The organism is Dokdonia sp. LLG6352-1 (genome assembly GCF_045055815.1).
In the GTDB taxonomy this organism is placed as follows: domain Bacteria; phylum Bacteroidota; class Bacteroidia; order Flavobacteriales; family Flavobacteriaceae; genus Dokdonia; species Dokdonia donghaensis.
In genome coordinates this window covers 1,635,121-1,648,829 of record NZ_CP159329.1, presented here as the reverse complement: position 1 = coordinate 1,648,829, position 13,709 = coordinate 1,635,121, and the positions used below count along the sequence as shown (strand labels likewise).

The 13,709-nt window shown below is 39.1% G+C and carries 10 protein-coding genes and 2 tRNA genes; 1 reads left to right on the top strand and 11 read right to left on the bottom strand.

The window, feature by feature from the left end; translation table 11 throughout:
• Nucleotides 1-104 precede the first annotated feature (104 nt).
• Nucleotides 105-1,250 carry a glycoside hydrolase family 5 protein gene (locus ABVM49_RS07365; RefSeq protein WP_405201352.1) on the top strand — a complete coding sequence of 382 codons (1,146 nt, stop codon included), beginning with the start codon at nucleotides 105-107 and terminating at the stop codon, nucleotides 1,248-1,250.
• Nucleotides 1,251-1,331: 81 nt separating this feature from the next.
• On the opposite strand, the gene ABVM49_RS07360 is transcribed toward ABVM49_RS07365, so the two are convergent.
• The 11 genes from ABVM49_RS07360 to ABVM49_RS07310 all read right to left on the bottom strand — a co-directional run bounded on the left by ABVM49_RS07360 (nucleotide 1,332) and on the right by ABVM49_RS07310 (nucleotide 13,669).
• The gene (locus tag ABVM49_RS07360; RefSeq protein ID WP_405201351.1) at nucleotides 1,332-5,012 is read right to left on the bottom strand and encodes an ABC transporter permease/M1 family aminopeptidase; all 3,681 of its coding nucleotides are present in this window, start codon (nucleotides 5,010-5,012) and stop codon (nucleotides 1,332-1,334) included.
• Between the two features lie 2 nt (nucleotides 5,013-5,014).
• Nucleotides 5,015-5,905, bottom strand: a complete 891-nt coding sequence (locus ABVM49_RS07355; protein ID WP_405201350.1) for an ABC transporter ATP-binding protein — start codon at nucleotides 5,903-5,905, stop codon at nucleotides 5,015-5,017.
• 317 nt (nucleotides 5,906-6,222) lie between these two features.
• Nucleotides 6,223-6,297, bottom strand: a tRNA-Val gene (locus ABVM49_RS07350).
• A 35-nt stretch (nucleotides 6,298-6,332) separates the two neighbouring features.
• Nucleotides 6,333-6,407 (bottom strand) — tRNA-Val (locus ABVM49_RS07345).
• Nucleotides 6,408-6,514: 107 nt separating this feature from the next.
• Entirely contained in the window at nucleotides 6,515-7,732 is a 1,218-nt protein-coding gene (locus ABVM49_RS07340) for a bifunctional folylpolyglutamate synthase/dihydrofolate synthase (protein ID WP_405201349.1), read from the bottom strand.
• A gap of 28 nt (nucleotides 7,733-7,760) precedes the next feature.
• On the bottom strand, nucleotides 7,761-8,594 hold the full coding sequence (locus ABVM49_RS07335; protein WP_405201348.1) for an energy transducer TonB: 834 nt from the start codon (nucleotides 8,592-8,594) through the stop codon (nucleotides 7,761-7,763).
• Between the two features lie 62 nt (nucleotides 8,595-8,656).
• Nucleotides 8,657-9,049 (bottom strand): biopolymer transporter ExbD, encoded by a 393-nt coding sequence (locus ABVM49_RS07330; RefSeq protein WP_021778197.1) that lies wholly within the window; start codon nucleotides 9,047-9,049, stop codon nucleotides 8,657-8,659.
• Nucleotide 9,050: 1 nt separating this feature from the next.
• Entirely contained in the window at nucleotides 9,051-9,755 is a 705-nt protein-coding gene (locus tag ABVM49_RS07325; protein ID WP_021778196.1) for a MotA/TolQ/ExbB proton channel family protein, read from the bottom strand.
• A 59-nt stretch (nucleotides 9,756-9,814) separates the two neighbouring features.
• Nucleotides 9,815-11,218, bottom strand: a complete 1,404-nt coding sequence (nhaD, locus tag ABVM49_RS07320; RefSeq protein WP_375252988.1) for a sodium:proton antiporter NhaD — start codon at nucleotides 11,216-11,218, stop codon at nucleotides 9,815-9,817.
• Nucleotides 11,219-11,264: 46 nt separating this feature from the next.
• Nucleotides 11,265-12,497 carry a Glu/Leu/Phe/Val dehydrogenase dimerization domain-containing protein gene (locus ABVM49_RS07315; protein WP_405201347.1) on the bottom strand — a complete coding sequence of 411 codons (1,233 nt, stop codon included), beginning with the start codon at nucleotides 12,495-12,497 and terminating at the stop codon, nucleotides 11,265-11,267.
• 65 nt (nucleotides 12,498-12,562) lie between these two features.
• Nucleotides 12,563-13,669: an anhydro-N-acetylmuramic acid kinase gene (locus ABVM49_RS07310; RefSeq protein WP_405201346.1), complete on the bottom strand. Its 1,107-nt coding sequence runs from the start codon at nucleotides 13,667-13,669 to the stop codon at nucleotides 12,563-12,565.
• Between the last annotated feature and the right edge of the window lie 40 nt (nucleotides 13,670-13,709).

Below are 13,709 nucleotides of genomic sequence, written 5' to 3'. Positions count from 1 at the left end.
CACATAACATTGCCTTATGCTACTATGGCAATGTTATGTTTTTATATTTTGTAATTTTAATAGAATTTTTTCTACAAAAAGGAAATACACAAACCTATTAAATTATGAAACTACAGCTACACAAGTACATCTTACCTATACTTATAAGTATAAGCTCGCTGGCCTGCTCTGACAACGAAACGCCAGAAACGACAAATCAAAATATTCCAGAAGATGAAAACCCTGTGGCGGATACAAGTATAGACATACCAGGTACTATAAGAGATATCTCATCTACAACACTTGTTGCCGAAATGGGTATAGGATGGAATCTTGGTAATAGCCTAGATGTAGAAAATGCAGATAAAACCGCCTGGGGAAATCCATTACCCTCACAAGCTATTATAGATAAGGTATACGAGATGGGCTTTAGAACACTAAGAGTACCTATCACGTGGGGATACGACCAGCAGTCTACAGCGCCATATACTGTTAATGAAGATTTTATGACTCAAGTGCAAGAGACAGTAAATTATGGAATAAGTAAGGATATGCACGTTATTATAGACGTGCATCACGATAATGCCTGGTTACGTCCTACTACAGAAGATGCACCGGCCGCAAAAGAACGACTAGCAAGTTTATGGACACAAATAGCAAATCGATTTAAGAGTTATGGTGACAAACTCATCTTTGAAACACTCAATGAAAATAGACTTCTTAACTCTCCAGAAGAGTGGTCTGGCGGTACAGAAGAGGGAAGAACAATCCTCAATGAGTATCACCAGACAGCGCTTAATGCTATAAGAGCTACTGGAGGCAACAACCTAGGTCGTCACGTTATGATAAGTACTTATGCAGCAAGTACAACACCCGCGGCGATGGATGGACTTGTACTGCCAGAAGATGACCACCTTATAGTTTCTTTACATACCTATTTCCCTTGGCCATTTACAGGTCAAGAAGATGGCACAGCAAACTGGGGAACAGATGAAGAGAAAGCACAACTCGAAAATGAATTTGACTACATTAGAGAAAAATGGATTGTACAACAAGGACGTCCTGTAATATTAGGCGAGTGGGGCGCTATAGACAGAGATAACACAAGCACTAGAGAAGCCTATATGCAGTTTTATGTTGAGCAAAGTTTAGCACGTGGTCTCCTACCTATAGTTTGGGATGATGGAGGGAACTTTAGACTCTTAGATAGATCAAATCTAGAGTGGCACTTCCCCACCCTAGCAGAAACTATAATTGAAGCAAGTAACTAGTACTGTAGAAAATGACATAAACAAACAAGCCTCACTCTTAATTGAGTGAGGCTTGTTTACTTATAAGCGATGTATTTACTTTTACTCTTCTATAGTAGCGGTGTTTTCTGTTACCTTTTTTCGGTTATCGCTTCCTCTTCTATCTATGAGTTTATTAAATGGATCTATACCAGCTTCTACAGGTTTTTGATCTACGATGACATCAAAATTATTATTGATATCGCTCACCTTTATCTTCTGTAAGTATAGAACGTTCTCATCACCTGTCTCCTCATCTTCTTCTCCAAAGATACCAAGCTCTATATAATCACTTAGTGGTAAAGATACTAGTGCATCTTCTTCTCCTTCTGGAGTATAGGCAATACTGTCTCCTTGTTTTGAAACAAATTGCTTTTTACCTTTTTTCTGAGAGTGATATTTACTCACAAATGCTTTTACATTTACAGCATACTTACCATCTGGAAGTTCTGTATAACTAGCCTCATCTACTTTATTATCATACAGTGTGATTTTTTCAAACATATCTGTGATAAGATATTGCAGCGAGTCTGGTGTTACCGCTCTTAAGTCATTTACAAACTCTGTAGCTGTAGGGTAAGGACTGGCTTTAAATTGATACTTCTCTGCAAATCTTTTGGCAACTCCATTAAAGACGTCTTCACCTAGATAGTCACTCATTGCGTAAAGTACTAGCGACCCTTTTTGATAATGGATATACTGCTGGTTTTCATTATACATTAATGGCTGTTCTTTTATTTGCTCGGCTGTTCTACCTGTGAGATAGCCATCCATAGCATCTTTTAAGAAACGACGCATTTGAGTTTTTCCATACGTTTTTTCTAACACCTTAAGTGAGCTGTACTCAGACATACTTTCTGATAACAAAGTAGCTCCTTTTACTGGAGCACCTATCACTTGGTGTGCCCACCACTGGTGTGCAAGCTCGTGAGCAGTAATAGACAGAGGATAATCTACCGCATCTTGATCCTCGTCATCTACATCTGCTACAAAACCTAAGCCTTCACTAAAAGGTATTGTATTTGCAAATGCTTGTGCAAAAGTTCCGTAAGCCTTTGGAAACTCAATAATACGCACCTGCTTATGCTGGTATGGGGTATAATTAGTCCCGTAATAGTCTAGTCCCTTTTTCATACCGTTCATCATACGGTCTAAGTTATATGTATGATCTGGATGGTGATAAATCTCAAGGTTAATACCATTATACACTTCTCTCTTCACCTCGTAAGATGCACTTAAGAAGGAGTAAAAGTTAAGCATCTTAGAGTCCATCTTATAGTGATAGTACTTACGCCCATCTTCTTCCCACTCTTTTGTGAGGTATCCTGGTGCGATTGCAATTTGATCTGGAGCCGTGCTCAAGGTTGCCTCAAAGTCTATCCAGTCACTATATCCTCCTATGTAGTTACGATCTCTTGCTCCCGGAGTGTCTGGGTCTGGCATTCTATCTTTAGGCGCGAGGTCATACTTTTTACGCACCTCTGTACTACGTATTTCAAAACGCTCATCATACCCTATAGAAGGAAACATCCCGTAGTTTACAAAAGTTCCGTTTGTAGAAATAGGAGACTTATCGTCTAAAAATTTGTTCTCCTCATTCTCCATTGTAAACTTAAATACCAATGTATCTCCAGGCTGCATTGCTTTCGCGAAAGCGTACATTTTATAGTTATAATCTTCATTATCATAAACAATCTCTGCCTCACGGTCTAGTGTGATTTCTGTAGGGTAATCTGTGAGGTTTACGTGTAGAGTGTCTATGGCTACTGAGTCTTTATTTACCATTGTAAATGTTGCCCCAGCTTTAAAATCACGCGACGCTGGATACATATCCATAAACGTATTTACAGCTACTAGTCGTGGCTGTGGGATGCCGGCATATTTACCTAAATCTCTTTCGGCCTGCACGCGTAATTCTTCTCTTTCTTTACCTGTGAGCAGCTCATTTTCTACATTATTTATGTACCAAGAATAACTACCTATCGCTAAAAAGACAATGAGACTTGCCACTGCTGTGGTAATGATGGGTGTAGTTAATCTCGCTTTCGCGAAAGCAAAACGCGCCTTTGCCGTAGCCCCCATACCACGCCTATAGAACAGTATAGCCGCCATAAGTAAAATGATACCGAAAGCAATCCAATATACTCTAAATGTATAAAAACGAGGTAGTACGGTACCGTAACCATCAAAATCTGACGGGCTAGGCGTTCCTCCAGAGTTAAAGTCAAAGATAGCTTGCTGGACACCTATCGCATTCTGAAGTAATGGAACTCCAATACCTATAACTAGTAAGGTAACCAGACCCACCCACTTATTTTTAATTAAAGTATGTACGAGTAATGCCAGTAATATCCACGGTACATATTTCCAGACATTAATTAAAAATGCTTGAAAAACGTAAAGGTCTATCTGGTAATCATAAAACCCTTTTAAGGTTTGAAAAGCGAGACCACAAAGTATTAATACAACTTGTAAAAAAGCAGTCATTAAGAATAATGAAATTCCTCTAGAGACTAGAAACACCCAATCTTTTGTAGGTGTTACATCTACAATCTGATTGATGTGAGCTGCCTTTGCCCTGTCCATTAAAAATCCAGAATATAAGTGTATGAGCAAGAATGAAAATAACACGATATATGCAGATGGCTCTGCGAGCATTGTCCACGTTTTTGGTAAGATTGCCGTATTATATATAAGTTGAGAGAAACTCATCATTACAAAGGTCAATACAATAGCTAGAAACGTTATGATTATAAACGGCCAGCCAGTAATGATGTATTTAGTTTCACTTTTTACGAGCTGCCATAGGGTCTTAAACTGCCCCACCATTGAGAAGTCTGTAGTGACGGCAGGCATCTCTATGCGTTGTATTTTACTAGTATTTTTCTTTACTGCTCTAATTGCCTTTTTCTTAAAGAAATTAAAGCGCATAGCGTGCTGCTGAAAGTTAAAACGTGCAATGATTAAAAAGAGGATTCCAAAGGATATACCTGCCCACAATAATCTATTGTAAAGTAAAGTACCCACCATAGGTATAGATTTATTGTTTTGCTCAACTGGTGTCCAGTACTCTGTAGCATCTGCTAGTGCCACATTTGCCATAGGGTCAAAAAGCGCATACCAAAAGGTGTCGTCTGCATTATCTGCCATACTTGTCGCTATAAGCTGGATAATAATCATCGTGAGTACGGTCATAAATCCAATGTTGAGATTACGAGTAAACACGACTATAGCAAAAACAATCGCACTGTAAAAAAGCACATTAGGAAATATGATATAAGCAAATGGCTGTACATAATTCCATAAACTAAAAGGTCCCAAAAGCGCCTCATTAGATCCTGGAAGGAAAGATCCTACAAGAAGGCCTAATATGGTAGCGATAGCTATTAATAAGTTAATGGTTATTGCTGCCGAGAATTTGGCAAGTAAGTACTGCACCTTAGTAAGCGGGTACGAGTACAAAACATTGTGCATATTATTTTTAAAATCTCGATCTATTGTGCCCCCTGTAATAGAAGGAATTAATAGATAAGCAAGCATTGCCAGCTGTGATAAAATACCCGTTATAGCCAGCGGACTATTAAGATAAACATTGCTAGTCACTGTAACATTATCACTACTAAAAACGCCTAAGCCAGCTGCCATTATAAGTACAGCTAGTAAAAACATTATGGCAGAAAATATATAAAAAAGCGGTTTCTTAAACCACGTCTTTATCTCGTGTAGATAGATAGTACTAAACATAACTATGCTACCGTTTGAGATTGGTTCTTATTGAGTGTTGTAAAATACACATCTTCTAGTGTGGCAGCTACTGGTTCAAAACCATCTCCTGGCATACTCTCGCTATAAACGCGCACATCTAGATCGTTTGAATCATTAAAGCTAGATGATATTACATTATGGCTATTCTGTAATACTTCTACACCTTCTCTAGAGGTTGTAGTTTTCCAGATATGTCCCTCTAGGCTTTGCACTAATTCCTTTGGAGTGCTTTGCGATAAGATTTTACCTCCATTAAGAATTGCCATATCTGTACATAATTCTTTTACATCATCTACAATGTGTGTTGAAAATATAACAATGTGGTTTGTCCCTATCTCACGTAATACATTTAAAAATCTATGACGCTCTGCTGGATCAAGACCTGCTGTAGGCTCATCTACAATTATTAGTTTTGGATTATTAAGTAATAACTGGGCGATACCAAAGCGTTGCTTCATCCCTCCAGAATATCCTGCTACGTGTTTATTGCGCACATCACTTAGGTTAGTCACCTGAAGTGCTTTATCTACAATAGCTGTACGTTCTGCTTTATTTGTAATTCCCTTTAGGCTTGCAAAATAATGTAGCAAGTCACTGGCACTCATTTTAGGGTATACTCCAAACTCTTGAGGTAAGTACCCAAGTGTTTTTCTAAATTCAATTTTGTTGTTAAGTATATCAAGTCCATTAAAGTCTATCTCTCCTGTATCTGGCTCTTGTAATGTTGCAATAGTTCTCATAAGAGAAGACTTTCCTGCACCGTTAGGTCCTAGTAGACCAAACATTCCTGCCTTTATATCTATGGTTACATTATCAAGGGCTTTTACACCGTTAGGGTACGTTTTTGAGACATTCTTTAAACTTAGAATCATATATATGGTTTTTGTTAGTGCATAAGTATATCAATAATACATATTGTTACACCACAAGAGCGCATATAAAAGAATTAACCACCTGTTGCATATGCTCAATGACTGATAGTTCCTTTGTAAGTAATGCATTACAAGATAGTATAAAGAAAAATTAATGCATAAAAAAAGGCTCCCATTTCTGGAAGCTATTGTAATCGCTATGAGATTTCAAATCTCAAAACGTATTGATTTAATACCGATTAAGATTTGGTGAGAACAATATGTAAACGAAGAAATTCATAAAAACAAAAAAAGGCTCCCATTTCTGGAAGCCTCTGTGGGCGCTAAGGGATTCGAACCCCTGACCCCTTGGGTGTAAACCAAGTGCTCTGAACCAACTGAGCTAAGCGCCCGATTATTTTTAGACAAGTTTATCGTTTCTTGTTTGTGGGCGCTAAGGGATTCGAACCCCTGACCCCTTGGGTGTAAACCAAGTGCTCTGAACCAACTGAGCTAAGCGCCCCGACTTATGTAGTCAAGTGACATTAAAAAGATAGCGTTGCCATTATTTCAATGCGGGTGCAAATATAGAATTAAAGTTTAATAGTGTAAAATCTTTTGCAATAAAAATTAAATTATTTCTGCTACAACAAAGGTGCTTCCGCCTATAAAAATAAGATCACTGGTTCCTGCAACCTTTTTTGCCGCCTTAAAAGCCTCTGCTACACTAGGGTATGCTTTACCCTTAAGTCCTAACCCTTCTGCTTCCTTTTTTAATTGTTGTACTTCCATTCCTCTTGGCACGGCAGGTTTACAAAAGTAATAAGAGGCATATCCCGGAAATAATGGTAAAATGCTCTCTAAATCCTTATCTGAAACTACGCCAAGTACAATATGTAAATTCTTATAACGCTCCTTACCTAATTGATTCATCACATAAGTGAGCCCTTCCTTATTGTGCCCAGTATCGCAAATCACCTTTGGCTCCTCTTGTAATATTTGCCACCTTCCCTGGAGGCCCGTATTTTTTACCACGTTCTTTAATCCCTTTGCAATATGCTGGATCCCTACGTGAAAACTCGCTCCCTGCAAAACAGAAAACGCTACTTGAACCGTACGTATGTTGTTTTTTTGATAATCTCCCACTAGGTCAGATTGCATAGGCATTAAGTCAAAATCGTAGGCTTTGTGAAGGGGTGCATTACGCTTTCGCGAAAGCGTACTAAAGACCTCCTCTGTCTCTTCATTATACTCACCTATTACAACAGGGACATTCTCTTTAATAATACCTCCTTTCTCTGCGGCTATAAGCGGGATGGTATCACCCAAAAACTGCGTGTGATCCATACCAATATTTGTTATAACCGAAAGTACAGGCGTAATAATATTTGTGGCATCTAGCCTACCTCCTAAGCCTACCTCTATGATCGCAATATCTACTTCTTTTGCGGCAAAATATGAGAAGGCCATCCCTACAGTCATTTCAAAAAATGATAGTTGATGCTCTTCAAAAAAGGCTTTGTGCTTTTTTACAAACCCCATTACAAACTGCTTGCTACAAAGCTCACCGTTTATTTTTATGCGCTCTCTAAAGTCTTTAAGATGCGGTGAGGTATATAGCCCTACTTTATAACCTGCTTCTTGTAAAACAGATGCCATCATATGACTAGTAGATCCTTTACCGTTTGTGCCTGCTACGTGAACGGTTTTAAATGTGATATGAGGATTACCTAGATGTGCTGCTAGAAGATTTATGTTACTTAGGTCTGCCTTGTATGCAGCAGCTCCCTTGCGTTGATACATAGGTAGCTGGTTAAAAAGCCAGTCTAAGGTTTCTTGATATGTCATTGTGGTATAAAGATAGGTGTTACAACGATTAGTCTGAGAGACTAAAGCGGTATACTATTTTTCCTATTTGTTTTGAAGGCGCTTTTGAGTCGGCATTAAATTTTGTGGCAAGTGCTGCTGCTTTTGCCGGCTCTAAGAGACATCGTGTGTTATTTGTAGTGCCTCGCACTCCTGGCGTAGCTTTTATAACTTTACCGGTACGGTCTACCTCAATACTCACTACAACTACTCCTGACTCATTACACTCTTGCTGGCGTTTTGGTTTTCCTAGCGCTTTACGACCTCCTAGCTGGTAGTTACCATCACCATCTAGACCTCTTCCGGTACCATAATAACTAGATGCGTTGGGGTCACCATTAGGGTCGCCCTTATCTCCAGCTTGGCTATCATTACCTTCACCTCCTTGTGCTACTCCATCCTTTTTAGGACCATTAATAAGTGCGTCTAGTGCACTTGTGGTAGACTTATCTGGTTTAGGATCTGGCTTTGCTTCTTCTACGGGTTTTTCTACCAGCTTTTCTTTTGGTTTCTCAACCTTAGGCTTTGGAGTTTCCTTTGGTTTTTTTTCTATAACCGGAGCATCTTCTGTGTCTTGCGTGACAACCTCATCCTTAATCTCTGGTTCTGGTGGAGTGGGCTCTGGTTGTGGTGCTGTATTTTTTGGTGCAGATGCCACAGGTTTTGTAGGCTGTACGTTACCAGAACCTACACTAGAGGTTCCAAAGTTTACGGCTATACCTCCTTCTTCTGGCGGGTCCATATAATTCATCCCCACCATAAACATAAGCAATAATATAATCGCCATAATAATACTACTTATGGTGAAAGATTTGCGTTTATGTATGGTATCTAGGTATGCCAAGGTATATTTATTTAAGAGTGTAATTACGCTTTCGCGAAAGCGTACCAAAAACCATTTATCAATTAGTTAGGCCTTACCGCTAGTACAATTTTGTACTTATTACGGTTTGCGATATCCATAATCTTTACGGCATTTTCTATAGGCACTCCTTCTTCTGCTCTTAGTATGATGGTAGGTTCTTCTACTCCAGCTAGCTCGCTATTGATAAAGCCTTCTATACCGTTTTCTGTCACACGCTCCTTGTTTACATAATAGTCAAGGTCTTTTGTGATACTTACAGATAGGTTTTGCTTGTTACTGGTTTTTCCTTTTGCTTTAGGCAAAATAAGGTCTAGGGCATCTGGCGTGATAGCTGGTGAGGTTAACAGAAAGAATACAAGTAGTAAAAAGACAATGTCTGTCATACTACTCATACTGAACTCTGGGCTCACTTTATTTCTTCCGCGCAGATTCATACTAGCTAGGCTCGTTTAATAGGTCTAAGAAATCTACCGCATTTGCCTCCATAGAGTGTACTACTTTATCTGTACGCACTACAAGGTGGTTATATCCCATATAAGCAATAATACCCACAATAAGACCGGCAACTGTAGTGGTCATCGCGGTATAAATACCCTCTGCAAGGGTACCCATCTCTGCTTGTCCAGAACTTGTTGCTAGCGTGTGAAAGGCAAGTACCATACCTATTACAGTCCCTAAGAACCCAATCATAGGAGCTGCTCCCGCAATGGTAGCAAGTACACTTACATTGCGCTCTAGTTTATAAACTTCTAGTTTCCCTTGATTTTCTATAGCTGTATTAATATCCTCAAGAGGGCTCCCTATACGAGAGATTCCCTTTGCAGTTAATCTAGATACAGGAGAGTTAGCCTGAGCACAGTATATTTTTGCTCCTTCTATGTTACCAGAAGCGACATTATCTCTTATTTGATTCATAAAATTACCATCTACTTTTGAGGCTGCTTTTATAGCAAATAGCCTTTCAAAATAGATATAAATAGCTACAAAAAGTAGTACAAATAGAACGGCAATAATGATGATTCCCGCTGTACCTCCAGTTAAGAGCAAATCTATGATAGATAATGTCTTCTCTACGGGCTCGTCTGTAGCAAGAATATCTGCCGCATCTTGAGCTCCGTCTTGAATAAGTGTATTAAGCATATGTTTATTAATTGAGGCTTTAGAATGAAACGAACGTTATTTTAGAAAATTGCCTAGACTTAAGCACCCATTGTTCCTCCCGTAAGAAGAACAAAGGCAATAGCTCCCGCAGCAAACCCTACAAAGGCTAACCACGTGATCTTTTTAAGGTACCAGATAAAATCTATCTTTTCCATTCCCATAGCTGCAACTCCTGCCGCAGAACCTATGATAAGCATACTTCCTCCTGTTCCAGCAGAGTATGCAATAAAGTGCCATAATAAACTGTCTGTCTCTGCAGTATACATACCCATAGAGGCAGCCACAAGTGGCACGTTATCAATAATAGCAGATAGAATACCAAGTATTACTACCACAACATCTTGATTTGGTACCGCTCCATTAAGAATCTCTGCAACATAACGTAATGTCCCCACTGGATCACCAGCTTCAGACACACCATATACAAGACTTTCAAGTCCTGCTACTGCCATTAATATTCCTAAAAAGAAAAGGATACTTGAAATCTCGATACGAGAAAGTGCTTTGTGAGCACTGTATAAGTGCTTACGCTCTTTTGTAAAGTCTTCTTCTGGGTGAATGTACTCAGATACTAACCACACTACACCTAGTGCAAGCATCATACCCATATAAGGAGGTAAGTGCGTTATAGTTTTAAAAATAGGCACAGATACAATCATACCTAGTCCTAAGAAAAGCATTGTCTTACTACTTAGTAATCTTCCTGCTTCTTCATCTTCTTGTGTGTCTACAACTATATCGCCTTTAAAAGCTGGCAAGTAGGTTGCAATAAAGAATGGTATAACAAAACAAATTACAGAAGGTATAATTACAAACTTAATAAGTCCCATTGCTGTAACATTATCTGCAATCCAAAGCATTGTAGTTGTAACATCTCCAATAGGTGACCAAGCTCCCCCTGCATTTGCAGCAATTACTACCATTGCAGCAAACCAGAGACGTTGCTCTCTGTTTACAATAAGCTTACGTAATAAGGTAATAAGTACAATTGTAGCGGTAAGGTTATCTATTATAGCAGAAAGTATGAATGCTAGTATTCCTATAATCCATAATAACTTCTTCTTGCTACGAGTTCTTACAGCTCCTTTAAGAACTTCAAAACCTCTGTGAAGATCTATAATCTCAACAATGGTCATCGCCCCTATAAGGAAGATAAGTATCTCTGCTGTTTTACCTAAGTGGTGCAAAAGTGTGTTATCAAAACCGTGCTCTGCATCGTGCAAGGCATCTCCCGTAAGAGGTACCCCATTAGAAAACAAGCTATAAGCTTGCTCATAGGTATCTATTACGTCAAACCAGCCTAGGTGAAAACCTACTGCTAGAAATGCCCAGATAAGTGATGCCATAATAAGTGCAGGCACTGTTTTATCAAGTTTAAGAGGATGCTCAAGGGTTATAGAAAGGTACCCGATAATAAAAATGAGAATAATTACTGATTCCATATGTATATAAAGTTGGTGTGATTATTACATCTTACAGATGCAAGTATTAAAGTAATTCTTTTAATGCAATTTCAAAAGCTGTCTTGCTTATATTTTGTTTTGAACTGTTATTCTGATACGTATTTTCTATAGCATTACGTATAGTTTGTGATGTATCGTTAAAGATAGCATCATCTGTCATTTGCACGCGGCGCTCCATAAAGTATGCAAATACTCTTGCCATACCACAGTTTGAAATAAAGTCTGGTATAAGACTCACCTTTGCGTCTGTATGCTCCATTATAGGTCCAAAGAAAATCTCTTTATCTGCAAACGGTACGTTTGCACCACAAGAAATAACTTCCAGCCCCGTATCTATCATTCTATTAATTTGATCTTCTGTAATAAGACGAGAAGCTGCACAAGGAGCAAAAATCTCTGTCTCAAGATTCCATATCTCCTCATTCATTTGTGAGAATGGTATCAATCCTTCTGTAGAGGCGTTAAGTGTATTACCTGTTTTATTAAGATACATATCTCGTATCTCCTCAAAGGTAAAACCTTCTTTGTTTATAAAACCTCCTACAATATCTATAATACCTACTACTTTTGCACCCATTTGCGCTAGATAGTAAGCCGCTGCTGCACCTACGTTACCAAAACCTTGTACCACGGCACGCTTGCCCTTTACATCACCTCCGTAAATATCATAATAATGACGTACTGCCTCTGCAACACCATATCCAGTAATCATATCTGCTACGGTATACTTGCGCGTTACATCTGGAGAAAATGACGGATTTTCTATCACCTTTATGACTCCTTGTCTAAGTTGTCCTATACGGTTAATCTTATCTGCCTCTGTAGGTTGAAAGTACCCAGTAAAAACGCCTTCTTGAGGATGCCATACGCCACTCTCTTCTGTTATAGGTATTACCTCGTGTATCTCGTCTACATTAAGATCACCTCCCGTACCATAATAACTTTTAAGTAGTGGTGACACGGCTTTATACCAGCGCTCTAGTACTCCTTTCTTACGAGGGTCTTTTGGGTCAAAGTTAATTCCTGACTTTGCTCCACCTATAGCTGGACCAGAAACTGTAAACTTAACCTCCATAGTTTTGGCTAGAGAAAGGACTTCATTTTTATCAAGTCCTACACGCATACGTGTACCACCACCAGCGGCACCTCCTCTTAAAGAGTTAATAACTACCCACCCCTCTGCTTCGGTTTCTGGGTCGTTCCAGTGAAAAACAATCTCTGGTGACTTATCTTCGTATCGCTGTAAAAGCTCTCTCATATATTTGGTTAAGTAAGGCCCAAATATACAAACTTGAATCACCTTCTAGAAGAAGTGTGCATAAATTAAGAATCATATAACATTCCGCTAGAGTGGTCTTGTGATGCTCCAGTGACACTTGCAAGGCAATTAGGAAGCTCTTCAAGCCTTAAAACCCCTAATAAACCAAAAACGAGAGCCTCTTTAAATTCAATAAGTTGCGCATCTGGCACAACAAGATTTAACACAGCTCCCTTGACCCTATTTGCTTTATACTGAGCTTGCACACGACCTAGTAAATAGCTATTGTAAGCTCCTCCTCCGGTTACTAAAACTGAGGTGTTTTCTTTAAACTGAGTGGCAATTTGCACCGCAATATGCTCTGTAAACGTAGCCAGCACATCTATATCAGAGACTTTATAAGATTCAATTATTGGGAATACTTGTTCGTGCACCCACTCTATCCCTAGAGATTTTGGTGCTGGAGAGCCATAATATGGTAAGCTATTCAGTTCCTTTAATAAGGGAGCGTGTATGGTTCCCGCTTTCGCGAAAGCGCCCTCATCATCAAACGGTTTACCCAACTTATGAGCATAGGTATTGAGCACAACATTAACTGGACAAATATCATACGCCAGCCGAACTCCATTTTCATCAGTCGAAACATTTGCAAATCCACCAAGATTGAGACAATAATCATATGTACCAAACAACAGCTTATCTCCTATAGGAACAAGCGGTGCGCCTTGCCCCCCTAGCGCTACATCTTGCACTCTGAAGTCGCAAACCACTTTATGACTAAGCAACTGAGCAAGTTCTGGAAGATTACCTATCTGTAAAGTAAAACCATCTTGTGGCTGGTGTAATATGGTGTGGCCGTGGGAGCATACAGCATCTACCTGCTTTATACGATACCTAGCTTTAAATGTATTTATCACCTGAGCTAAATATATTGTATATGATGCATTTAATGTAGAGAGCGCCTCTGTTGAGAGTGTATGTGCTGTTCTTAGTTTATTTACCCAGTCATTTGGGTAAGCAATCGTTTCTGCGTTGATTATCTGAGCATTAAAGACTGGATAAACCTCACCAGCAATTTGAGGTGACATACTCACTTTAATAAGTGCGCAGTCTATTCCGTCTAAGCTGGTACCACTCATCACACCTATAACGTTATAGTTTTTTTGTTCCATCACCCTAAATCTATTGAGAAAAGCATAAGAAACAAGTATA

Bases quoted from the DNA above. Each gene is read 5' to 3' on its own strand.
- ABVM49_RS07365 (WP_405201352.1), top strand. From the start codon at position 105: ATGAAACTACAGCTACACAAGTACATCTTACCTATACTTATAAGTATA.
- ABVM49_RS07360 (WP_405201351.1), bottom strand. From the start codon at position 5,012: ATGTTTAGTACTATCTATCTACACGAGATAAAGACGTGGTTTAAGAAA.
- ABVM49_RS07355 (WP_405201350.1), bottom strand. From the start codon at position 5,905: ATGATTCTAAGTTTAAAGAATGTCTCAAAAACGTACCCTAACGGTGTA.
- ABVM49_RS07340 (WP_405201349.1), bottom strand. From the start codon at position 7,732: ATGACATATCAAGAAACCTTAGACTGGCTTTTTAACCAGCTACCTATG.
- ABVM49_RS07330 (WP_021778197.1), bottom strand. From the start codon at position 9,049: ATGAATCTGCGCGGAAGAAATAAAGTGAGCCCAGAGTTCAGTATGAGT.
- ABVM49_RS07325 (WP_021778196.1), bottom strand. From the start codon at position 9,755: ATGCTTAATACACTTATTCAAGACGGAGCTCAAGATGCGGCAGATATT.
- nhaD (WP_375252988.1), bottom strand. From the start codon at position 11,218: ATGGAATCAGTAATTATTCTCATTTTTATTATCGGGTACCTTTCTATA.
- ABVM49_RS07315 (WP_405201347.1), bottom strand. From the start codon at position 12,497: ATGAGAGAGCTTTTACAGCGATACGAAGATAAGTCACCAGAGATTGTT.
- ABVM49_RS07310 (WP_405201346.1), bottom strand. From the start codon at position 13,669: ATGGAACAAAAAAACTATAACGTTATAGGTGTGATGAGTGGTACCAGC.